This is a genomic window from Paenibacillus sp. EPM92 (assembly GCF_016586185.1).
In the GTDB taxonomy this organism is placed as follows: Bacteria; Bacillota; Bacilli; order Paenibacillales; family NBRC-103111; genus Paenibacillus_G; species Paenibacillus_G validus.
Genome location: NZ_BCPS01000031.1, coordinates 1 through 23,380 on the forward strand (window position 1 = coordinate 1; position 23,380 = coordinate 23,380).

Here is a 23,380-nt window from a genome sequence, read left to right on the forward strand (position 1 = left end):
ATTCGCTTCTATACGGACTTTTTTATGTTACTCTCGCCTGGGCGCTATCTAGTCCCGAATGGCGAAGGCAGCCGTAATCAAGGCTTTAGACAAGGGTATCACATAGCCGTTCGTTCAGGGCCGCGGAGGGAGAGCGGAGGAACCTTGGGCAGGTGTAAAAGGCAATATGTGATATAGCTTGTCCAAGTCGACCGTTGCAGAACTATTATCAAATTGTAAGATTTCAATGCCTTCCCATAAACACTGCTTTTCTTGAATGCTTTGTATAAAGGTGTCCCAATTGCTGAATTTCCAAGCGTCTCTTTCCAGCGCGCGGGCTTGCATTCTTTCTTTCAATACTGAAAAATCAACGGTGACTTGCAGGACTAACGGTTTGACGTTCTGCCAGTCATACTTCTCTTTTAGCTCATGAATATAATTTCTGTTAGAAAAGTAGCCAAGGAAAGGGGCATCCAATACTACGGACCTGCCAAGTTGCAGGTTGTCATTGGCTATATCAAGCAAGGTTTGGTATTCAAGATCCATAACGACATCGCTGTAAAACGTGCAGCCGTCCCGCTCATGAGGCGAATACCCGTTCGATTCCAGGATGAGGCCGGTTAATTTGTTGCAAACCACATCTTTATCAAGATAACAACAATTGTACTTAGATGAGATCAGTTTACCGATAGTCGATTTTCCAGATCCCGCAGGACCAATCAAAAAAATGACGGTAGGTTCCAAGTTACGTTCCTCCAAGAAGTCATGTTAAAAGGCATCGGCGCTAATAAAGCGCTTCTTATTTGTTGTTCGCATATGTGAACTTAATTCGTGATTGTGAATCGTTATATATAGAGTATATCAATTCCACTAAGTATTTCAATCCCGTTTTACACTTTTCATATAGAGAACATGCATAATGTCCCAGCAGAACTCCGTAGAAATATTTTTGAAGGAGGATATTGAATTCATCAGTGTTTCTATTTATAATTACGTTGAAAGTTCTAAATGGCGAAATTGATTCACATATGCGAACCGAATGTATATCATGATTCAAAAGGAGAGTCTATGGAAAAGTTTCGTATGAATAAATCGGCTGAGAGGGTGGTAGATCTTTTATACTTACTTGCTAATAGTGGTTCTTCCTTAACCCTGAATGAAATCTGTACGGGGTTAGGCCTCCCTAAAAGCAGTGGTTTTGAATTGGTGCAAACCTTGCTCTATAAAGGTTTTATAGAGATGGATGACGTGCGGTTAAAAAGTTATCGTCTAGGGTTGGGTGCATTTGAAGTGGGCAGTAAGTATCTGTCCAACTTGGGACTTCCGCAGCGAGCAAGGCCTTTTCTGGAAGAATTAAACAAACAGACCGGCAGCACCGTTTTTCTGGGGATTGAAGACAAAGGTAAGATTGTTTACTTGGATAAAGCGGAAAATTACTCGGTCATGCGACCGACTGCCAAACTGGGTTCTCGACGATTCATGCACACTACAGGTCTTGGGAAAGCCTTGTTGGCAGCGTTTCCTACGGATAAGATTCAATACATCCTGGGTGATGGTGAAATTGAGGGGAAGACACCGTATTCGAAAGTGACTTTGCCGGATATTTTACAGGATATGAAGGAAATACGCGAACGAGGTTACTCGATTGATGACCGTGAAGATAATTTGGAGATGTATTGTATCGGTTCGGCCATATATGACCAATCGAATAATCCGGTTGCTGCGATTAGTGTGGCCAGCATCCGTTCTAACATGACGCCAGAGCGTGAAGAGATGATCGTGAAATTGGTCAAAGAAACGGCGTTGAAACTTTCTCGTCAGCTCGGTTACAGCGGCGAGAGGCTGTATATGGATCCTATGTAAGGTAAGCGGAAACGGATGGCATTATTCAAATGAAATATTAAACAACGTGGAGGACATACTATGTGGAGAAAGCTAGAGAACCTAAACAAGATTTATGAAAGCGGAATCGTCCTCATTATCCGTTCCGATAACGAACAGGAAGCGCTGGCTGTTGCGGAAGCTGCGATAGAAGGCGGAATTAAAGTACTGGAAATCACGATGAGTGTGCCGAATGCACTCCAAGTGATTCGCACGTTAGCTGACAAATATAGCGACGTTTTAATTGGCGCGGGTACGATTCTGGATGGCGAAACCGCCAGAGCGGCTATATTGGCGGGGGCTGAGCTTTTAGTAAGTCCGCAGCTGAATCCGGAAATGATCAAGATGGCCAATCGCTACCAGGCCATTACGATAAGCGGCGCTTTCACTCCGAAAGAGGTATTGGAAAGTATAGAAGCGGGTGCAGACATTGTGAAGCTATTCCCGGCCGAAGTAGTCGGACCGCAGTATATAAAAGCCGTCAAAGCTCCAGTACCGCAAGCTCCGATTGCACCGACAGGCGGAGTTACCCCACAGAATGTTCACGAATGGCTGCAAGCCGGCTGTGTAGGGGTCGGGGTAGGCAGCTATATTAGTAAAGCGGCGCAAAAGGATGGTGACTATCGCAAGGTTACGGCTGCTGCCAAAGAGTTTCTTCAGGCGGTTGCCGCAGCACGCTAGTCTTCCGATTCGACCTGAACCACATCAATAAAAGGAGGTGAACGGCTTGGATCATGCGAAAGAAAGCGGTTTAGTAAAAAATGCGGGATTTTGGACAGGTATTGTGTTGCTTATTTTCGCTTCCATTGTTTTTTGGCAATCCTTCTCTCTGAAATATTACACGGCTTTCGGACCTGGTCCCGGTATGTTTCCCAGATGGCTGAGCGGCATTCTGATCATTATTTCTATCGTTTATATCTGGCAATCGGTAAAAAAAGAAGTGTTCCAATTTAAAGATATTTTTCCCAAGGGTCGAGAGTTAGGAAATATTTTGTCCGTTCTGGCGTCGGTGGTTGTGTTTATGCTCATTGTGAATTTTACCGGCTTTATTATTGCAAGCACCGTATTGCTTTTTATTCTGCTTGTTCGCGAATATAAGTGGTATTCGGGGCTCGCCATCTCGGCAGTAACATCCATCATATTGTTTATAGTGTTCAAATCATTCTTTGATATTCCGCTTCCAGTCAACATGTTTGGATGGTAATAGGAGGAAGTAAATGGAATCTCTTATGCAATTGCTTGCAGGTTTCGAGACAGCGCTTACCTGGTGGAATTTGCTGTATTGCTTGATTGGCGTTACTGTAGGGATGTTTGTAGGCGTATTGCCCGGGCTTGGCCCGACAACGGCTACAGCCTTGCTGATTCCGGTAACCTTTGGGATGGAACCGGTTTCCGCCATTATTATGTTGGCTGGGATTTATTACGGCGGTATGTATGGAGGGACCGTCACTTCCGTTCTAATTAACACGCCCGGAGAGGCAGCATCCGTTATTACCTGCTTGGACGGCCATCCTTTGGCTAAGCAGGGAAGGGCAGGGGTTGCCCTTGGTGTGGCGGGGATCGGCTCCTTCATCGGAGGGACCGTATCGATCATCGGCCTGGCATTGATCGGCCCGGTCTTGGCGGACTTTGCCTTGCGGTTCGGTCCGCCGGAATTTTTCGCTCTGATGGTATTCGGTCTCATCATGGTCATTGGTTTAATGGGCAAGTCGCTCGTTCGGGGTTTGATTGCGGCGTTCATCGGGTTAACATTGTCTCTGGTCGGGATGGACCCTGTTTCCGGAGCGGTCCGGTTCACTTTCGGCGAGCCGTATTTAATGAACGGGTTTGATTTAGTCACTATCGCGATGGGCTTGTTCGGGCTCTCGGAGATCCTGCTTGGTATGGAGAACCTCACAAATTCGGAGAAACCGGCCAAAGTGAAAGGGCTTCTGCCCAGACGCGAAGAATGGAAACCGACGGTGAACTCTATAGGCCGGGGAACCGTGCTTGGATTTATAACGGGCTTGATCCCGGGCACGAACTCTGTCATCCCGGCTCTGCTTTCCTACTCATTGGAAAAGAAGATTGCCAAAGATCCTTCACGTTTCGGGAAAGGTGCAATCGAAGGTGTTGCCGGTCCTGAAACCGCCAACAATTCGTATTGCGGAGCAGCGCTTATTCCATTGTTCACGCTGGGAATTCCAAGCTCACCGACCATTGCGATTCTTTTGGGAGCTTTCATCATGCATGGGCTGACTCCAGGGCCAGTGCTGTTCCAGAATAACCCGGGCTTCGTCTGGGCGATTATCGCAAGTATGTTTATCGGCAATTTCTTTTTGCTGATCATGAATTTGCCTTTGGCGGGGATGTGGGCAAAAATTACGATGGTTCCTGCCAAGCTCCTGTATCCGATTATCCTGATCATTTCTGTACTAGGGGCATATACCGTCAATAACAGCCTCTGGGATGTTGGCGTCATGTTTGTTTTCGGCATCATCGGCTACGTCATGAAAAAACTCGACATTCCCATGGCACCCATTGTATTGACGTTTGTATTAAGCAAGCTCATGGAAAGCTCTTTATTGCAGTCGTATAAAATGTTTCATGGCAACTTGCTGGAGTTGTTTCAACGGCCGTTATCCGGCTCCTTGTTAGTCATTTCTCTTATTGTGCTAGTTCTTAGCGTCATCGCCGAAATCAGGAAAAAGAAATCCGGTTTTGCCGCGGATATCGAGATGTAACATGCATTAAACCATAAAAAACCTTCATGGGGGAACGAACAATGAAAAAAATCGCATTAATTGCAAGCTTGTCTTTAGGTTTGTTGGCTGGTTGTGGCACACAAGGTACACAGGGAACAGAGGGAACGCAAGGGGGACAAGCCTCACAAGCAGCATTCCCGGAAAAAGAAATTACGTTAGTTGTTCCATTCGCTGCAGGCGGCGCTTCAGACGCCACAGGCCGTATGGTTGCCAAGGGCATGGAGGAAAAACTTAAGAAGCCCGTAGTAATCGTAAATAAACCAGGCGGCACAGGCGGCGTAGGGATGTCCTTCGTTCAAGCCAGTCCCAAAGACGGATACACCATAGGATATGTTCCTGCGGAGTTCGCTATGCATAAACCATTAGGACTCTCTGATTTGGAGCCAAGCAAGTTCGATCTCATTGGGCAAGCAACGATGGTTCCTGCAGCCGTTACCGTTGCAGCAAACGCTCCTTATAACACGATTGAAGAGTTTATCGAATTCGCCAAGAAAAATCCGGAGCAAGTCAAAGTGGGCAATTCGGGATCAGGCTCCATATGGCACGTTGCCGCCAGCGCATTTGCCAATAAAACAGGCGTTAAATTCACCGATATTCCTTTTGATGGTGCTGCTCCCGCTGTAACCGCATTAATGGGAGGCCATGTCGATGCAGTCATGGTCGGCACCGGGGAAGTGAAAAGCGGGCTGGAAGCCAAGAAGCTGAAGGTTCTTGCCGTTATGACTGCTGAACGGGATAAAAATTTACCGGATGTCCCGACACTGAAGGAAAAAGGGATTGATGTTCAGTTTGCAGGATGGGGTGGATTTGTAGTGCCAAAAGGTACTCCGAATGAAGTGAAAACCGTGCTGGCTGACGCTTTGAAATATGCCGTTGAATCGGATGCGTTCAAAAAGTTTGCGGACGAACGGAGTATGCTCGCGATCTATAAAGGACCTGAAGATTTTGGCAAGTTTGCAGATGAACAATTCAAATATTTCTCTGAACTGATTCCTACTATGAAACTTAAGTAAATTAAGCTGAACCCCTTTCCAAATTGGAAGGGGGTTCTTTGCTGTACGCCCCGCTTGCAGCGTTCTTGTCGAAACCGCAAGCGGAGTCAGAGCCGCAGTTCGCGGGTTACGCCGGAAAAATTTGGTCGATATTCCTGATATCCTCGGGGGTCAGCGATACCTCTAGGGTTTTCAGGTTGTTAAGCACCTGCTCGGGTCTTTTCGCGCCGGGGATCAGCGCGTCGATCGAGTCGCGGGTAAGATACCAGGCGAGCACGACGTGCGCCACGTCCGCATGTTTGGCTTCCGCGATTTGACGGACCTGCTCCACCTTGTCCAGATTGCGGACAAATTCCTCGCCTTGGAACAGCGGGTTTTTGGCGCGGCTGTCCTCGAATTTCGAGTCCTTGTTGTATTTGCCGCCCAGCAGTCCGGCAGCCAGCGGGAAATAAGGGACGAACGAGATGCCGTTGGCTGCCGTATAGGGCAGGATTTCCTGCTCGACGCCGCGTTTGAACAGGTTGTATTCGCTTTGCAGCACGTCCACGTAGCCGTCCTTATTGGCTTCCTTCAGCTGTTCGATCGAGAAGTTGGATACGCCGATGGCGCGGATTTTCCCTTCATCCTTCAGCCGCTTCAATGCGCCCACGGCTTCGTCCTTAGGCGTATGCTCGTCGGGAAAGTGGATATAAAACAAATCGATATAGTCCGTTTGCAGCTGCTTCAGGCTGTTTTCGACCGCTTGCTTCAGGAAGGCGGGGGAGTTGTCCACCGTCATCTTGCCGTCGACCGGTTTGTGCGCGCCTTTGGTGGCGATAACGACATCTTCGCGGCGGCCCCGTTCTTTGAGCACTTCGCCGATCAATTGCTCCGAGCGTTCGGGACCGTATATGTAGGCCGTATCGATAAAGTTGATCCCGTTGCCGAGCGCGGTGCGCACCACTTCTTTTCCGGTTTCGTCGCTAAGATTCGGAAACAGGTTATGGCCGCCAACCGCATTGGCGCCGAGCCCGATCGGATTGACGTACAGCCCGGTTTTCCCCAAACGTGTCTTTGTTCCCATGTTACCACTCATCTCCTTTTTTTGGAATATATTCATTATACCAAAAAGAAGAAAGAAAACCGAAACCGGAAGGCTGTCATCTATTAATGTTATATATAATAACATAATAAGTTATTTTCTTCTTGAGATTGCGCCGAAAATGATTATAATTGATGTTAATTAATGAAGAAAAAGAGGGTTTATGTTATTTTCTTGTAAGAAAGGGGCCTGGGATCACTGTGAACAACAGACTCGTACTGACACAAACCCAGAAGCTGGCGGTCACCGCCAACATGCAGCAAAGCCTGTATATTCTCCAAAGCTCCAATATGGAGCTGATCGAATTTATCAATCAGCAGGCCGATGAAAACCCTGTTTTGGAAGCCGATTTCGGGACGATGCTCCATAATCGGGGGGTAGCGGGGAGCTCCGCAGCTGCTCCGGAATACGATCCCATTGCGATGGCGGCGAACGCTGCCCCCACGCTGGAGCAGCATCTGCTTCGCCAGCTGAACTGTCTGACAGGCCTCCCTGCGGGAGTGTACGAGGCGGCGAAGTATATGATCGGCAATTTGGACGATAACGGCTATTTGGCGCTGCCGCTCGAGCAGGTCGCCGGGGATCTCGGAATCAGTCCGGCGATCGTCGACCTTGCCCTTAACCGGGTGCAGGAGCTGGACCCCGCCGGCGTAGGGGCGCGGAATTTGAGAGAATGCCTGCTTATTCAACTGCGGCTTACGCACGGAGTGGACAGTCTCGTTTACCGGCTCGTCGAGGGACATTTGGAGGATCTGGCGGCCAATCGTATCAAGCGGATCGCCAAGGAGCTGAGGGCCGATGCCGACGAGATCCGCGAGGCGGCCTGCCGGCTTACGGCGCTGGTTCCCCGCCCTGGGGCGATATTCCAAGCCGACAAGCCCCACTATGTGATACCGGACATCGTCATCGAACAAAGGGAGGAAGGTTTCGATATTCGTGTCCGCTCGATATCCAAGTCCGTAAGGATCAACGGCTTTTACAAGGGAATGTCGGAGCTGGCGGCGGCGGGAGACCCGGAGCGGCAGTTTTTGAAGGAGAAGCTTTCTTCCGCCGAATGGCTTCTGAAATGCCTGTCCCAGCGCGAGAAGACGCTGCGGCTCGTGGCGGAAGCCGTCGTGGAAGCGCAGGCGGAGTTTTTCCGGACGGGAAAGGGCAGCCTGGCGCCCCTTTCGCTGAAGGAAGTCGCGGAGCGGATTGGCATGCACGAATCCACCGTCAGCCGTTCGGTTGCCGGGAAGTTCGCGCAGACGCCGAGGGGGATATTCGAGTTGAAATATTTTTTCGCATCGGGCGTTTATGCCTCAGAAGGGCAGGCCGTGTCGGCGGATCATATCAAGCGGAAAATCAAAGAGTTGATCCGGTTGGAAAACGCAGCCAAGCCCTTGTCCGACCAGCAGCTGGCGGAAGCTCTTCTGGCGGCCGGGCTCAGCATCTCCCGGAGAACCGTCGCCAAGTACAGGGAGGAGATGGGCATCGCCCCGTCGAGCCGGCGCGCGGCCCGCTCGTAATGTCTGCTCGGCGGCAGCGGCAAGGGGGGCAGTTCATTCCTTGCCGATCTTGATTTGGTACTCCTCCAGCTTCCGGTACAGTGTAGTTCGCGAGATCCCAAGGCTCTTGGCCGTCCTGCTGATATTCCCCTTGTTTCTTATCAACGCCTGGATATACACATTCCGCTCGCTTTCCTCTCCCTTTTGCTTGATTTCCTTGATGTGGTCGAAGTTTTGGAACATTTCCGCGAGATTCGGCTGATTTCCGGGCTGTTCGTTCTGCAGGCTGTGCACAATGTACTGCGGCAGATGGATGACCTTGATATGGGGCGAACGGTCGGATAAATAAAACGCCCGTTCCATCACATTGTGCAGCTCCCGGATATTCCCCTGCCAGCTATAGTCCATCAGCACCTTGATGGCTTCCGGGGAAATCTCTTTTGCCGGGCGGCCGGTTTCGATCGACAGTTCCTCGATGAAATGGGCGGACAGCTCGGCGACATCGCCGATCCGTTCGCGCAGGGGCACGAGCTCGATGGTAAACACGTTCAGCCTGTAAAATAAATCGCTGCGGAACGACCCGTTATACGCGATTTCCTGGTTCAGGTTTTTGTTGGTTGCCGCAATGATGCGGACATCCACGGGAATCGGCTTGTGCCCTCCTACGCGGATCACTTCCTTCTCCTGAAGGACACGCAGCAGAGTGGCCTGAAGCTCGAACGGCATATCCCCGATTTCGTCGAGAAATAACGTTCCCCCGTTGGCGGCTTCGAACTTGCCGGCATTTCCCCCTTTTTTGGCCCCTGTAAAAGCTCCCTCCATATAACCGAACAATTCCGCATTGATCAGCTCTTTGGGAATAGCGGCGCAATTGATGGCGATAAAAGGCTTATCTCTTCTCGCGCTTTCATTATGAATGGCGCGGGCGAACAATTCCTTGCCTGTACCGCTTTCCCCGAGCAGCAGCACGTTGGCGTTCGTCTTCGCTGCGGATTTGGCCAGGGATACGGTCCGCAGGAAATTGCCGTCAGAGCCGATCAGCTCTTTGGTCGTAAGCTTGTTTTTGTCCCTCCGGCCGGGTGTGGCGCGATGGCCCAACTGTTTGAAGTAGACATAGTGAAACTCCGTTTTTTTGACGATCTGAATTTCGTATAAGCTGTCGGAGTCCTGCTTTCTCATCATGTAGTTCGCTTCCTCGCGGTTGTCCGAAGCAATATCCGACAGAGCCGAATGCACCAGATCGCGTTTTCTCGATAACAAATTCCGGCCCGCCTCGTTATGGAACGCGATTTTTCCTTTGCGCAGCACGAACAGGCTTTTGGAAAGCTGGTCGGACACATCCTGCATCATTTTCGATAAGGAAAAGTAGTCGTCGTGTTTGCGGGTAAGCTCGGCGCAGGCTGCGGCTAACCGGGACAAGCTTTCGAGCGGGTAACCGGCATCGTCTTCGCCGCCCTTTTTGATAAAGACGCCGAGCACCCCCATAGGGACGGTGTCCGCTTCGCTTTTGACAGGCAGCCCCGCGGAGGTCCAGGACGGCAGCCCCGGTATTTCCCGCAAATCGGCGCTTGTGTAAGACGGCGTATGCCCGGTCAAGGCCAGGCCGATGCCGGATTTGTCCAACGGATGGCGAATCCACTGGCTGCCGCCCAGGCGCAGCAGTCGGAGCAGTTCCGGGTCCGGCGGTGTCTCGTCCGGAAAAACGTCCAGCAGTACGCCCTCGGGATCGAAAAAGGCGAAGGTGAAGGGCAGAAATCCGGTCGCCTTTTTTAATTCCTTCAGCAGAAACTCGTTGCGCGTCAACCGCTTCTCCAGTACGTCCCGGAACAGCTCCTCCTGTCCGGCGTCCGTCTGCTTCTGTTCCGCTTCAAAGAACGGAACGGGAGGCAGGGGCGTCTCCGATTCCCACACGATTTGAAACCGGCCGCTGTCATCGACCCGGGCGATACGGGAGTTTAACCACAAATGCTGGTTTTTGTGGTCGACGACGATTTGCCCCTGGGGCGCCTCGAGCTTGAGTCCGGACAGGGCGCGGCGGATGGCGTCCGTGGACGTTTCCTTGGACCGGCGCAGCGCCTCAGCCAGCAAAAACACCGAGTTATAGGCGTTTTCCATCACCGAGCTTATCGTATCCGTGCCGTAGGTGCGCCTGTATTCCGAAACGAACTGCCGGTTGGCGGGATTGTCGATTGTATTAAAGTAAGGAAAGCTGGAGTAATGTCCTGCGGCATAGGAAGGCTGGATCGCGGAGATTTCGGTTTCCGCCGTAATCGAACTGGCGATCGGCTGCTTGAAGCCGTATTGGTAATGCTGCTGGTAAAAGGCCCCTGCGCTGTCGCCGACCAGCGTGGAGAAGATAACGTCGGGACTGGCTCGGCGGATGTCCTGCAGGTGCTGGCTGAACTTCGTGTCCCCCAGGGCGACATAGGTTTCGCCGATTATCGATCCCCCGCAGCTGTCAACCAGGTGCCGGATATACCGGTTCGTTTCCCGCGGATAAATGTAATCCGATCCGATCAGATAAAAGCTTTTGCCCAGATGTCCGATAATCCAGGGGATAAAATGCAGCAGCTGCTGGTTGGGGAGTGAACCGCAGTAGAAAATATTCCGGTGCTGCTCGGCTCCTTCATATAAGGTCGGATAGAAAAGCAGGGTGTCGTGTTTCTCCAATACAGGGATAGCCATTTTGCGGCAGGCCGACGTATATAAGCCGACAATGGCGGCGACCCGGTCGGATACGATCAGCTTTTCCGCCTTTTGGGCCGCGAGGCAAGGGTCCGACGCAATATCCTCCACAATCGGAATGAGCCGTTTGCCGTTGGCGCCGCCCTGTTCGTTGATTTGCCGGATCGCCAGCAGGCTGGCCTGATACTGCCCCCGTTCCGTAATCCCCGTAGGTCCTGTGAGGGAAAACAAAATACCCACCTTCAGTTCCCCGCCCTGCATGTTCATGTCACATAACGCCCCTTTTTAGTTCGTAATAGGATATGACGCACTCTTGGTGTCCATGAAATGTAATAAAAGTGAAACACGGTAAAAAGCAATAATATTACAATGTGTCAGTTATTATAACACAACTTTTGTTCATTTTGTGTTCAATCCCTATTATTTTTTAATTTCGGCGTGGAGAGGGGTTAAAATTAAATAAATATATAACCTTTAATGTAATATATATTCCCGCATAAAAACTGTGTTTGGGAAGGGCGGAATCATTTTTTTTAATTTTTTTCAATTATTTCGATCGGTTGGCACAAGATTTGCTTATTAAATAGATCGAAAGCACAAATCGCCGTTTGTATCTAATCTGAATGCGTAAGATTAGTTAACAAATCAGGGAAGGGGTTTGCAGTGTGTTGTTAGAAAGGCTGGGCATAAAAAAGAAAATGGGAGTGGTACTTGTGAAAATGTTCAAAAAACAAACCGTATCGGCGCTTTTATCCATGATCCTGACATGTTCCGTCCTCGCGGGGTGCGCGGGAGGACAGAGCGGCACAGCCGCCACGAATACCGCAGCCGGCGGCGATGCGATCAAGGTGGGCGTCCTGTTCTCGTTGAGCGGCTCCCTGGCCGTAACGGAAAAAGGAATGGCGAACGCGGCCCTGCTTGCCATCGAGGAGATCAACAAAAACGGCGGCGTCAACGGAAAAACCATCGCCCCCGTACAGGAAGACTATGCCTCCGAGCCTTCCGGCGCCGCGACGAAGGCCAAGAAGCTGCTCCAGCAGGACAAGGTTACGGCGATCGTGGGCGGATACAGCTCCGCAAGCCGCCAGGCGATGCTGCCGATCGTCGAGCAGTACAAGGGCGTGCTCGTTTATCCGACCTACTATGAAGGCGAAGAATACTCCAAAAACATTATTTACACCGGCACCACACCCAATCAGCAGCTTCAGGATTTCGTTCCATGGCTGACCAAGAATGTAGGCAAAAAAGTTTATTTCATCGGTTCCGACTATGTATACCCGGTTGAAACCAACAAACAGGTAAAGGAGCTGCTGAAGCAAAACGGCGGCGAAGTGGTCGGCGAGCAGTACGTGCCGCTCGGCCAATCGGAATTCGCGTCCGTGATCAACAAAATCAAGGAAGCCAAGCCGGATGTGATTTTCTCCGATCTCGTCGGCGACAGCGTGGCCGCCTTCTATAAGCAGTACAAGAGCTACGGTTTGGACCCGGCCGTTATGCCGATCGCGAGTCCCGTTACCGCCGAATCGGAGATCGTATCGATGGGCGCCGACGTAGCGAAGGGGCACATCTCTTCGGCCGCTTATTTCCAAACGGTGGATACGCCGGAAAACAAAAAATTCGTCGATGCCTATCAGGCGAAATACGGCAAGACGGAGCCGATCACGCAGGTGATGGAAGCCTCCTACTTCTCGACGCTGCTGCTCGCCGAAGCTTTGAAAAAGGCGACGGATCTAACGAACTCCGAGACGATTATCAGCGCGTTTGCCGGACTTGAAATCAAAGCGCCGCAGGGAACGGTCAAAATCGATGCGGAAAACAACCACGCCTGGTTGAACTCGCGGATCGGTAAAATCAATGCGAGCGGCCAATTCGAAATCGTTCAAAGCACTACAGAGCCGATCTATCCCGAGCCTTGGGCCAAAGCTTTGTTCCCTAATCACGAAGAACCCTGGAAAAAGTAAAAGGGTGACGGACGGGGCGGAAAAGGAACATGCCTTTTCCGTACTCCCTTCCGAGCCGAAAGGAGGACAAGATGGGCATCATGCAGCAGTTTGCCGACGGAATCAGCGTGGCGGGTATTTTATTGATCGTCGCCATCGGTTTGGGAATCACCTTCGGGGTGATGAAAATTATTAATATGGCTCATGGAGAGCTCATCATGATCGGAGCTTACACGACCTATATGATCTGCACGGTGGGGCATATGCCGTTTGTCGTCGGCATGATCGTCAGCTTTATTGTGACGGCGCTGGTCGGATTGCTGCTGGAAAAGTTTGTGCTGCGCCGTTTGTACGGGCGACCGATGGAAACCTTGCTCGCCACCTTCGGTATCTCCATTTTTCTTCAGCAGCTGATCCGGATGATCTTCGGTCCCGATGGTAAATCCGTGACCAGCCCGTTCCAGGGCGTGATGAACGTGGGGGACGTAGCCTTGCCGTATTACCGGCTGTTTATTGCAGGGATCGCCTTATTGATGGTGCTGGCCACAGCCTTCGCCATGTTCAGAACGAAGTTCGGCATCCAGCTCCGTTCCGTGTCGCAAAACCGGGATATGTGCGAATGCCTGGGCATCAACACCTCCCGTATCGACGCCTATACCTTCGCTTTCGGAGCGGGGCTGGCCGGACTGGCCGGGGCGATTCTGTCGCCGATCAAGAGCGTGTCGCCCACGATGGGCCTCGACTATATGATCGATTCTTTCATGGTCGTCGTGCTGGGCGGCGTAGGGTCTCTCATGGGCGCGGTGTTCGGCTCCGCCGCAATGGGCGAAAGCAACCAGCTGCTGACCACATTTATGGGCGAAACCGGTGCGAAAATTGTCGTGTTCCTGCTCATTATTCTAGTCATTCGGTTTAAGCCGGAAGGTTTGTTCCGGATGGAAAGGAGGTAGAAGGCTGTGCCAACGAACAAATTCGGTCTCAACCATACTTTTGCGGCGCTGACTCTCGTATTCCTGGTCGTCTTTCCATTGTTCGCTTCGGAATTCCGCGTCGAGTTAATGGGAAAATTCATCGTGTTCATCCTGTTCGCCTTTTCATTGAACCTGATCTGGGGCTATACCGGGCTTTTGAGCCTGGGGCACGCCGTATTTTTCGGGCTCGGGGGTTATATGCTGGCCCTCGCTTACAGCTTGCAAAAAGGGATTCCGTCCTTTATGTCCCGCTTCAACATTACGGAAATTCCGCTGGTGATGAAGCCGCTGCAAAGCATTCCGATGGCGCTGATTCTCGGATTGGCGCTGCCGGCGGTGCTGGCGGCCCTCATAGGATTTTTCGTATTCAAGAGCCGGGTGAGCGGGGTGTACTTCTCCATCATTACGCTGGCGCTGGCCAAATTGTTTGAAATGCTGGTCATCAACCTGCAGGCCTATACGGGCGGCTTCAACGGATTGATGGGACTGCCGCGGTTTCCGATCAACGGCGAGCCGTTAAGTCTTACTTCCTATTATTATGTCGTGCTGGCCGTCACGGTCCTGGCCTTTTTCTTCACCCGCTGGCTGGCCCAATCCCATTTCGGCAAAGTCATCAAGTCGATCCGCGAGGACGAGAGCCGCATCCGCTTCCTGAGCTACAATCCGGCGAACTATAAAATTTTCATCTTTACGGTTTCCGGACTGCTGGCGGGGCTGGCGGGCATGCTGTACGTGCCGATGAACGGCTTTATTTCGCCGCAGGATACGGGTATCGCGATGTCGACGGGCCTTGTGATCTGGCTGGCGATCGGCGGCAGAGGCACGCTGATGGGGCCGATCGTCGGGGTGTTCGTGGTCAACTGGCTGTCGAACCTGCTGTCCGAGCAGTATCCGACGCTATGGCAGCTGATTCTGGGCGCCGTGATGGTGCTGATCGTGCTGTTCCTGCCGAACGGCATCTACGGAACGCTGGAAAATTGGTGGAACGACCGGAGTTTACGCAAGAAGAGCGCGACAGTGGAAGAGCCCCTTCTTTACGGCAAGGGCGAAGTTCTATAAAGAAAGCCAGGTGGCAAACATGGGCGACAAAATACTCGAAACAATCGGGCTGACCGTGCAGTTCGGCGGGTTCAAGGCGATCTCCGATTTGAACTTTTCGGTGAACCAAGGCGAGCTGCGGGTCATTCTCGGGCCCAACGGGGCCGGCAAAACGACGCTGATGGATCTGATAACGGGCAAAACGAAGCCGACGTCGGGGCGGATCCTATACGACAACCACGAAATTTCCGGTATGGAGCCCTATCAGACGGCCAAGCTCGGCATCGGGCGGAAATTTCAGAACCCGCACGTGTTCGACAACATGACGGTGATGGAAAACATCGAGGTGGCGTTCCGGGGGTTCGACCGCGTATTTCAAGCCCTTTTCTATCAAAAGAAGGCGGACATCAAGGACCGCATCGAGCATATTTTGTCCACGATCGGTCTGAAGAGCAAAGCCGACCGGATGGCGGCCAATTTGTCACACGGCGAACGGCAGTGGCTGGAGATCGGCATGCTGCTCGCCCAGGACCCCAAGCTGATCATCCTGGATGAGCCGACCGCAGGCATGACGGCGGAGGAAACCTACAAAACCGGCGAGCTGATTCTGACGGTGTTCAAGGATCGTTCCGTTATCGTAGTCGAGCACGATATGGCGTTTGTCCGCCAAATTTCCAATATCGTCACCGTACTGCACCAGGGGAAGTTTCTGGCCGAGGGGCCGCTTGCCGAAATCGAGCAAAACGCGAAGGTGCAGGAGGTTTATTTGAAGGAGGATGCCCATGCTTAACGCTAACGCACTCCAAGTCTCATACGGAAAAAGCCGGGTGATCAACGGGGTAAGCCTCGAGGTAGGCAAGAGCGACAAGGTTTGCCTGATGGGGCGCAATGGAGTCGGCAAGACCACGCTGCTGAAAAGCCTGATCGGCCTGCTGGCCCCCAAGGAAGGCGCCATTACCTGGGAGGGCAAGGAAATAACCCGTACCCGGGCCAACGAGAGATCGCGGATGGGCATCGCCTATGTGCCGCAGGGCAGGGAAATTATCCCGATGCTGACGGTCAAGGAAAACCTGGAGCTTGGGGCCATGGCCCATCATCCCAAGGAAACCGCCCGGCTGATGGAAGAAATGCTGGAATATTTCCCGGCATTGAAGGAGCATTTGCCACGGAAAGGGGGTGTATTGTCAGGGGGACAGCAGCAGCAGCTTGCCATTGGCCGCGCTTTGATGTCCAAGCCGAAGGTTCTGTTTCTGGATGAACCGTCGGAGGGCATCCAACCGAATGTGGTCGCCGAAATCGCCAGAACGCTGAACCGGGTCCATGAGGAAAAGTCGCTTTCGGTTTTTATCGTCGAGCAGAATCTGGACTTCGCGTTCAAGATCGCGGAGAGGTTTTACGTCATGGAAAAAGGGCAGATCGTCAACTCGGGAAATACCCGGGAGGTTTCCACGGATACGATTAAAAAGTATTTAACCATCTGATTTTCGATTTTCATCAAATAAACCATACATGTGAGAGGAGATTTTACAATGAGACATGGGGACATTTCGAGCAGCGCAGATACGGTAGGGGTAGCGGTAGTCAACTATAAAATTCCACGTCTGCACACCAAGGAGGAGGTTCTGGAGAACGCGCGTAAAATTGCGGATATGGTCGTCGGCATGAAAAAGGGTCTGCCGGGCATGGATCTGGTTGTATTTCCGGAATACAGCACGATGGGCATCATGTATGACAACGACGAAATGTACGCTACAGCGGCGTCGATTCCCGGCGAAGAGACCGCTATTTTCTCGGAGGCTTGCCGAACAGCGGGCGTTTGGGGCGTGTTCTCCCTGACCGGCGAGAAGCACGAGAACCATCCGGAAAAAGCGCCTTACAACACGCTGATCCTGATGAACGACAAGGGCGAAATCGTGCAGAAGTACCGCAAATGCATTCCGTGGTGCCCGATCGAAGGCTGGTATCCGGGAGACACCACTTATGTGACCGAAGGGCCGAAGGGCATGAAAATCAGCCTGATCATTTGCGACGACGGCAACTATCCGGAAATTTGGCGCGATTGCGCGATGAAGGGCGCCGAGCTGATCGTCAGATGCCAGGGCTATATGTATCCGGCCAAGGACCAGCAAATCATGATGTCCAAATCGATGGCGTGGGCGAACAATGTGTATGTGGCTGTCGCCAACTGCACCGGCTTCGACGGCGTATATTCCTACTTCGGGCACTCCGCGCTGATCGGCTTTGACGGACGGACGCTCGGCGAGTGCGGAACGGAAGAATACGGCGTGCAGTTCGCCGAGTTGTCGGTATCGCAAATCCGCGATTTCCGCAAAAACTCGCAGTCCCAGAACCACCTGTTCAAGCTGCTTCACCGCGGATATACCGGCGTGCTGAACTCCGGCGACGGCGAGCGCGGAATTGCCGACTGCCCGTTCGACTTCTACCGCACATGGGTGATGGACGCAGAGAAGGCGAGAGAAGACGTGGAGAAAATTACGCGCTCCACGCTAGGCACGGCCGAATGTCCGATCGAGGGCATTCCGAACGAAGGCAGGCTGCAGGAAGCGGGCAAGTAAGCCTCACGGTCATGAGGATAACGGAAGGAGCGGCTGCGCCAAGCGGCCGGTCCTTCCAGATCATGGCCGTCCTGTTTTATCTGAAAAGCCGGTTGGACCGAGCGAATGATAAGGTAAAAGGGGGAAACACCTTATGCCGTTTATTAACGACAAGCTTCAGGACCTGGAACAAAAGCGTTCCGCTTCCCCCGGCACAGGCAACAAGACGCAAACCCGCTTCAGGTTCGATGTGGAAGACGTCATGGGCAAAATGCGCAGCCGGATTTACGGGCAGGAGCAGGCGATGGAATCGATCGAGAACATGCTCAAAATTGTCCGGTCCGATATCGCGGACCCTGACAAGCCGCTGTATGTCGGCCTGTTTCTCGGGCCTACCGGCGTGGGGAAAACGGAGATCGTGCGCACGCTCGCGGAAATTATTCACGGCTCCAAGGACGGGTTCTGCCGGGTGGACATGAACACGCTGGCCCAGGATCATTACGCCGCGGCCTTGACGGGCGCGCCCCCGGGCTATGTCGGGAGCAAGGAAGGCTCCACCATTCTGAATAAAGAGAAAATCGAGGGCAGCTTCAGCAAGCCGGGCATCGTGCTGTTCGATGAAATTGAAAAAGCGGGCCCCCAGGTGCTGCTGACGCTGCTCAATATTTTCGATAACGGCATCATGACGATTTCCAGCGGCGATAAAGTCATCGATTTCCGGAATACGATAATTTTCATGACGAGCAATATTGCCGCTTCGGATATTTACCGGTTTACCGACCGGCAGCTGTCGTCGGCCCCGGCGTTATTCTCGTATTACGCCAATCCGGCCAACTGGGTCCGCCGCGAGCAAAACCTGCTCGAGAGGATCGTGATGAGAAAGCTGGAAAGGTTCCTCAAGCCGGAGTTTATTAACCGGATTGACGATATCGTCATCTTCAACTGGCTGGCGCAGCCGACGCTGGAGAAGGTGACGGGCGTGTTGACGGAGCAGCTGAACCTCAGGCTTCGCAAGCACCGCTGCACCCTGCGGATAGACAATGCCGCCAGGGACTTTCTGGCCGAGCAAGGCTATAACAAGAAATTCGGGGCCCGGGCTTTGAAGCGGGCATTCCGGACGTACATCGAGGTGCCGCTGGCGGAGCTGTTGATGGAGCGGCCGCCGGGAGAAGCGCCGGGCGTGTATACCGCAAGCTACTCACCGGGCGGGGCGCATGTCGTTTTTCAGCATTCATCGGCTTCGGAGTGACACGCGGGGAGGAACGGCATGCGCGGCACATTGGATTTGGGCATTACCGCAAACCGGCGGAATCAAAGCTTTATTTCCCGGATGAACTACACCTTTCCTTTAAAAGTATTGCGGCCCTTCTATCTGGACGGGATCGGCACCGCCTACATCTATTTGCTGGATACGGCGGGAGGGATGCTGGCCGGAGACAGCCTGGATTACCGGATTCGCGTGGAGGACGGCGCCCGGCTTTACTTAACGAACGCCTCCGCCTCCAAGTCGTACGTGATGAACGGGGGCGGGGCGCAAGTGCATCAGTTTTTTTCCGTCGGACGGCAGGCCAGCATGGAGTTTTTTCCGGAGGAGGTCATGCTGTTCAAGGATACGACCCTGGAGACGGCTACCCGCATCGAGGCCGAGCGCGATTCGGTGTTCGCTTTCTGCGACATGTACGCGTGCGGGCGGAAGCATAAGGGCGAACGGTTCGAGTTCCGGAGTATGGGAAATCTGCTCGAAATCGTGATCGACGGCAAGCTGGCCGTCTGGGAGAAGTACCGTGTGGACGGGCATCGGCTGCAGTCGGGCCAGCCCGGTTACCTGGAGGAATATACCCATTGGGGCACTTTATACATGTACAGCAGCGAGACGGACGGCGCTATGCTGCAGACCGCCCGGGAATGCCTGGCCGGCATCGGCGAAGGCGGGGTGTGGGCGGGCTGCTCGCTTCATCCGAGCGGAGTGCTGACCGTGAAAGCTTTAAGCGCGGAATACGAGGCGGTCAAGGACTGCTTTCAACAAGTATGGGCGCAGCTGCGGCCCCGGATGCTGAAGGAGGCGCTGCCTTATATCCGCAAATAACAGACCGAACGCTTTGCTGACCTGGCTGCAGCTTGCCGGGGGCACCTTCCCGACAGGCAGCTTTAACCATTCCTACGGTCTGGAAACTTATATACAATCGGGGCGGGTGCGCAGTGCGGCGGATGTGGAAGCGATCCTGCTCGCCTATATGGATGTGTACATCCAAACCGATCTGATTTTCGTGAAGCAGGCGTATGAGGCGATCCGCAGGAACGATACGGAGGCTATCGAAACGCTGCAGTCTTATTACTCCGCAACCAAGCCGGCCAGCGAGCTGCACGCCGCCAGTCTGAAAACGGGACGATCCCTGCTGCTCGGCGTGAGAAATCTGTATGCGGGCCAAGCGCCCGAGTCTTTCGGCCGCTTGAAAGATCCCGCGATGATGTACCATTACGCTTTGGCTTACGGTCTTTCGGCCGCCATTATGGAGCTGCCCTTTCATGAAACGGCGCAAACCTATATGTACGCGGGACTGGCCTCGCTCGTGTCCGTAGCGACGCGAATTATCCCGCTCGGGCAAAACGAATCCCAGCTGGTTTTGTTCCGGCTCGGCCGGCGGCTCTCGGAGCTGGAAATCGATGATCAAGAGCTGACGCTGGAGAAGATGAACACCTTTTCACCGGGGCTGGAAATCGCCTCCATGGCCCATGAAACCTTATATACCCGGTTGTGCATGTCTTGATAAACAAATCTGACGAGGCGGTGATGCAAGGTGCATCTTACTCCGAGGGAGAACGAGAGACTGCTTATTTATACGGCTGCCGAACTGGCAAGAAGAAGACTGAAGAACGGCATCAAGCTGAACCATCCCGAAGCGGTTGCGGTTATTTGCGACGAGCTCCTGGAGCAGGCCCGGGAAGGGAAAAAGCGTCTGGCCGACGTCATTGCGTTCGGCTCCCGGATTTTGGCTCAGGAGGAAGTGCTGGAGGGCGTGGAGCAGCTGATCCCGATGATCCAGGTGGAAGGGATGTTCCCGGACGGTTCCAAGCTGATCACGGTTCACGATCCCATCCGTTTCTCCACCCGCAAGGAAATGAACGAGACGGCATATCTGACATTGTAACGGAGGTTGCGGACGATGCATGCAGAGCGATTCGAGATCGGCGCTATGATCTACAGGGAAGAACAAATCGAGCTTCGTCCCGGACGCAGAAGAACGGATATCCGGGTTCGGCATTGCGGGGATCGTCCTATCCAGGTCGGTTCCCACTTTCACTTTTTTGAAGTGAACAAGGTGCTGGAATTCGACCGGCGGCAGGCCTTCGGCATGCATCTTGACGTGCTGTCGGGGACGGCGGTCCGCTTCGAGCCGGGCGAGGAGAAGGACGTCAGGCTGGTAGCTTACGGCGGTGCGCAAAAGCTGATCGGCTTTAACGGATTGACGATGGGCGACCTGAACGACGAAGCGGTCAAGGAGGCCGCATACGGGCGTGCCGAAGGCCGGGGTTACATCAAGGAATGCCGGGACGACGGACAAGGGGGACGCCATGCGGATTAGCAGAAAGCATTACGGGGAGCTTTTCGGGCCGACGGCCGGGGACAAGCTGCGGCTGGCGGATACGGACCTGTGGATCGAAATCGAAAAGGATTACAACGCTCCCCATTATGGGGACGAAGCCGTATTCGGGGGCGGCAAGACGCTGCGCGACGGCATGGGGCAGTCGAGCATACCGAATGCCGAAGGAGCGCTCGACTTTGTCATTACCAATGTCATCGTGATGGACCCGATACTCGGCATCGTCAAGGGCGATATCGGGATCAAGGAAGGGAAAATCGTCGGCATCGGCAAAGCCGGCAATCCGAACACGATGGACATTACGCCGGGACTGATCGTCGGACCCGGTACCGATATCATTTCGGCCGATCCGGGCATGATCGCCACGCCGGGCGGCATCGATACGCATGTGCATTTCGATTCCGCGCAGCTTGTCGCGGAAGCTTTAAGCAGCGGCATTACGACGATGATCGGCGGCGGCACAGGGCCGAAGACGGTGGGCATCGAGGCGCCGGGGGCGTTCAATATCCAGCGGATGATCGCCGCTTTCGAAGCGTTTCCGATGAATATGGGCATGCTCGGCAAAGGCAACGCCAGCGAGAAAGCGGCGCTGATCGAGCAGATCGAAGGCGGCGCGATCGGCCTGAAAATTCACGAGGACTGGGGCAGCACGCTGGCCGTTATCGATACCTGCCTGCAGGTGGCCGACGAGCTGGACTTTCAGGTGCAGATCCATACGGATACGTTAAACGAATCCGGGTTTGTCGACGATACGCTGGAGGCCATCGGCGGCCGAACGATTCACGCCTACCATGTGGAAGGGGCGGGAGGCGGCCACGCGCCCGACATCCTGAAAGTAGTCGGCTATCCGCACGTGATTCCGTCCTCCACCAATCCGACCAACCCGTTCACCGTCAACACAGTCGATGAGCATCAGGACATGATCATGGTCTGCCATCATTTGAATCCGGCAGTGCCGGAGGATGTGGCCTTCGCCGATTCGCGGGTTCGCGAGGAGACGATAGCGGCCGAAGACGTGCTCCACGATATGGGCGCGATCAGCATTATGGGCTCCGACTCCCAGGGAATGGGGCGGATCGGGGAAACTGTCCTGCGCGTCTGGCAGCTGGCCTCGAAGATGAAGCGTCAGCGCGGGCCGCTGCCGGAGGAGCAGGGGGAGAACGATAACTTTCGGGTTCTCCGCTATTTGGCCAAGTATACGATCAACCCGGCCACGGTGTTCGGCGTGCAGGATTACGTCGGCTCGCTGGAGCCGGGGAAGCTGGCCGATATCGTACTGTGGCGGCATACGTTTTTCGGCGCCAAGCCGGAGACGATTATCAAGGGAGGCTTTATCGCCTGGTCGACGATGGGTGAGGCGAACGGTTCGCTGATGACCTGCCAGCCGATTATGTATCGTCCGCAGTACGGCGCTTTCGGCGGCAATCCGAACAGCCTCTCGTATATTTTCGTGAACCGGGCCGCTTTGGATAAAGGCATCGCGCAGAAGCTCCCGGCTTCGGCGGGCAAGTTCGTGCCGGTTAAGAACACCCGGAATCTCGGCAAAAAGGATATGGTGCGCAACGATTATTGCCCGAATATCACCGTCGACCCCGAGCTGTACCGCGTGGAGATCGACGGGGAGCCGGTAACCTGCGAGCCGCTGGAAGAGGTTCCGCTGAGCAAGTTGTATTTTATTCGATGACATTGATTTCGACGAGCAGAAAAGAGGCGGACATCCATGATATGTACCGAAATATTGGGCAATTCCTTTGAGCTGGAGCTGGCGCAGGATAACGAAGAATTGTACGGATTCGAGATCGTGGCGTTGACGTGGGATGAATGCGCCAAGCGTATCCTGCGCAAGAATACCGATCTCGGCAAAGTGATCGGCATCTCCCTTCCGCTGCAAACGATGCTGCGGCACGGTGACATTTTATTCCGCGATGAGGAGCATACGGTGCTTGTTTTCGTTCAGCCCTGCGAGGTTCTGGTTATTTTCGCCGAATCGGTGCGGGAGCTGGGGACGCTTGCCTACGAGCTCGGAAACCGCCATCTGCCGCTGCAGGTTACCGAGAAGGGCGAGATCGTCGTCCTTCCGGACGATCCGACGGAGGCGCTGCTGACCAAGCTGGGCGCCCGCTATGAAAGGCAGAGCCGACGGTTCCAGCCGATTCCCAAGGGCGGCGGACACCATCACCACGATGATCGCACGGGCCACGGCAGCAGTCATGAACACAGTCACACGCATGCAGCCAGCCATGGTCACAGCCACCATCACGATCACAGTCATGCAGCCGGCCACGATCATGATCACGATCATCATCGAAACCGTGAAAACGGGCTTCGCGTCGGTTTCTGACGTGCAGGAGGCGCGGGTTTGGCCGAAAAAACAGCGGCCGAGAGGTGACAACGGTGCAGGGCAGCGGCATCCGCAGGCTTTCCG

Annotated in this window: 22 protein-coding genes; 19 read left to right on the forward strand and 3 right to left on the reverse strand. The window is 53.6% G+C overall.

Annotation, left to right across the window (positions count from 1 at the left end; translation table 11 throughout):
* Positions 1-114: 114 nt before the first annotated feature.
* Positions 115-723, reverse strand: coding sequence for a P-loop nucleotide/nucleoside kinase family protein (locus tag JMF85_RS05910; protein ID WP_127608906.1), 609 nt, complete (start codon positions 721-723; stop codon positions 115-117).
* A 324-nt stretch (positions 724-1,047) separates the two neighbouring features.
* Here JMF85_RS05910 and JMF85_RS05915 point away from each other — a divergent pair, with 324 nt between their 5' ends.
* From JMF85_RS05915 to JMF85_RS05935, 5 genes are read left to right on the forward strand one after another with little or no spacing between them, the layout of a single operon-like run.
* Positions 1,048-1,842 carry an IclR family transcriptional regulator gene (locus tag JMF85_RS05915; RefSeq protein ID WP_054796479.1) on the forward strand — a complete coding sequence of 265 codons (795 nt, stop codon included), beginning with the start codon at positions 1,048-1,050 and terminating at the stop codon, positions 1,840-1,842.
* Between the two features lie 60 nt (positions 1,843-1,902).
* Complete coding sequence (locus JMF85_RS05920) at positions 1,903-2,541, forward strand: bifunctional 2-keto-4-hydroxyglutarate aldolase/2-keto-3-deoxy-6-phosphogluconate aldolase (RefSeq protein WP_054796480.1); 639 nt, start codon at positions 1,903-1,905, stop codon at positions 2,539-2,541.
* 46 nt (positions 2,542-2,587) lie between these two features.
* Positions 2,588-3,064 (forward strand): tripartite tricarboxylate transporter TctB family protein, encoded by a 477-nt coding sequence (locus tag JMF85_RS05925; RefSeq protein ID WP_164751896.1) that lies wholly within the window; start codon positions 2,588-2,590, stop codon positions 3,062-3,064.
* A gap of 13 nt (positions 3,065-3,077) precedes the next feature.
* Positions 3,078-4,583: a tripartite tricarboxylate transporter permease gene (locus JMF85_RS05930; protein ID WP_127608904.1), complete on the forward strand. Its 1,506-nt coding sequence runs from the start codon at positions 3,078-3,080 to the stop codon at positions 4,581-4,583.
* A 41-nt stretch (positions 4,584-4,624) separates the two neighbouring features.
* Positions 4,625-5,617, forward strand: a complete 993-nt coding sequence (locus JMF85_RS05935; RefSeq protein ID WP_127608903.1) for a tripartite tricarboxylate transporter substrate binding protein — start codon at positions 4,625-4,627, stop codon at positions 5,615-5,617.
* 106 nt (positions 5,618-5,723) lie between these two features.
* Here JMF85_RS05935 and JMF85_RS05940 read toward each other — a convergent pair whose 3' ends face one another.
* Positions 5,724-6,659 (reverse strand): aldo/keto reductase, encoded by a 936-nt coding sequence (locus JMF85_RS05940; RefSeq protein ID WP_201317906.1) that lies wholly within the window; start codon positions 6,657-6,659, stop codon positions 5,724-5,726.
* Between the two features lie 218 nt (positions 6,660-6,877).
* Here JMF85_RS05940 and rpoN point away from each other — a divergent pair, with 218 nt between their 5' ends.
* Complete coding sequence (rpoN, locus tag JMF85_RS05945) at positions 6,878-8,185, forward strand: RNA polymerase factor sigma-54 (protein WP_201317907.1); 1,308 nt, start codon at positions 6,878-6,880, stop codon at positions 8,183-8,185.
* A gap of 33 nt (positions 8,186-8,218) precedes the next feature.
* Here the strand turns inward: rpoN and JMF85_RS05950 are convergent, their stop codons facing one another.
* Complete coding sequence (locus tag JMF85_RS05950; RefSeq protein WP_236595748.1) at positions 8,219-11,116, reverse strand: transporter substrate-binding protein; 2,898 nt, start codon at positions 11,114-11,116, stop codon at positions 8,219-8,221.
* A 452-nt stretch (positions 11,117-11,568) separates the two neighbouring features.
* On the opposite strand from JMF85_RS05950, the gene JMF85_RS05955 reads away from it, so the two are divergent.
* The 13 genes from JMF85_RS05955 (at position 11,569) to JMF85_RS06015 (ending at position 23,296) form a co-directional block, all read left to right on the forward strand.
* Positions 11,569-12,810, forward strand: a complete 1,242-nt coding sequence (locus tag JMF85_RS05955; RefSeq protein ID WP_230876116.1) for a transporter substrate-binding domain-containing protein — start codon at positions 11,569-11,571, stop codon at positions 12,808-12,810.
* Between the two features lie 71 nt (positions 12,811-12,881).
* Entirely contained in the window at positions 12,882-13,739 is an 858-nt protein-coding gene (gene urtB / locus JMF85_RS05960; RefSeq protein ID WP_054799448.1) for an urea ABC transporter permease subunit UrtB, read from the forward strand.
* Between the two features lie 6 nt (positions 13,740-13,745).
* On the forward strand, positions 13,746-14,819 hold the full coding sequence (urtC, locus tag JMF85_RS05965; protein WP_127608900.1) for an urea ABC transporter permease subunit UrtC: 1,074 nt from the start codon (positions 13,746-13,748) through the stop codon (positions 14,817-14,819).
* A 19-nt stretch (positions 14,820-14,838) separates the two neighbouring features.
* A complete protein-coding gene (urtD, locus tag JMF85_RS05970; RefSeq protein WP_054796496.1) occupies positions 14,839-15,588 on the forward strand; it encodes an urea ABC transporter ATP-binding protein UrtD in 750 nt (249 codons plus the stop codon).
* Positions 15,581-16,279 (forward strand): urea ABC transporter ATP-binding subunit UrtE, encoded by a 699-nt coding sequence (urtE, locus tag JMF85_RS05975; RefSeq protein ID WP_141334376.1) that lies wholly within the window; start codon positions 15,581-15,583, stop codon positions 16,277-16,279. The genes urtD and urtE overlap by 8 nt, the downstream gene beginning before the upstream one ends.
* 48 nt (positions 16,280-16,327) lie before the next feature.
* Positions 16,328-17,374, forward strand: coding sequence for an aliphatic amidase (locus JMF85_RS05980; RefSeq protein ID WP_127608897.1), 1,047 nt, complete (start codon positions 16,328-16,330; stop codon positions 17,372-17,374).
* A gap of 133 nt (positions 17,375-17,507) precedes the next feature.
* The gene (locus JMF85_RS05985; RefSeq protein WP_127608896.1) at positions 17,508-18,602 is read left to right on the forward strand and encodes an AAA family ATPase; all 1,095 of its coding nucleotides are present in this window, start codon (positions 17,508-17,510) and stop codon (positions 18,600-18,602) included.
* 18 nt (positions 18,603-18,620) lie between these two features.
* Positions 18,621-19,439, forward strand: coding sequence for an urease accessory protein UreD (locus JMF85_RS05990; RefSeq protein WP_127608895.1), 819 nt, complete (start codon positions 18,621-18,623; stop codon positions 19,437-19,439).
* 13 nt (positions 19,440-19,452) lie between these two features.
* On the forward strand, positions 19,453-20,121 hold the full coding sequence (locus tag JMF85_RS05995; protein ID WP_141334378.1) for an urease accessory protein UreF: 669 nt from the start codon (positions 19,453-19,455) through the stop codon (positions 20,119-20,121).
* A gap of 30 nt (positions 20,122-20,151) precedes the next feature.
* Entirely contained in the window at positions 20,152-20,502 is a 351-nt protein-coding gene (locus tag JMF85_RS06000) for an urease subunit gamma (protein ID WP_054796501.1), read from the forward strand.
* A gap of 15 nt (positions 20,503-20,517) precedes the next feature.
* Entirely contained in the window at positions 20,518-20,937 is a 420-nt protein-coding gene (locus tag JMF85_RS06005; protein ID WP_372814465.1) for an urease subunit beta, read from the forward strand.
* Positions 20,927-22,639 carry an urease subunit alpha gene (ureC, locus tag JMF85_RS06010; RefSeq protein ID WP_141334380.1) on the forward strand — a complete coding sequence of 571 codons (1,713 nt, stop codon included), beginning with the start codon at positions 20,927-20,929 and terminating at the stop codon, positions 22,637-22,639. The genes JMF85_RS06005 and ureC overlap by 11 nt, the downstream gene beginning before the upstream one ends.
* 36 nt (positions 22,640-22,675) lie before the next feature.
* Positions 22,676-23,296, forward strand: a complete 621-nt coding sequence (locus JMF85_RS06015; RefSeq protein ID WP_141334381.1) for an urease accessory protein UreE — start codon at positions 22,676-22,678, stop codon at positions 23,294-23,296.
* Positions 23,297-23,380: the final 84 nt, after the last annotated feature.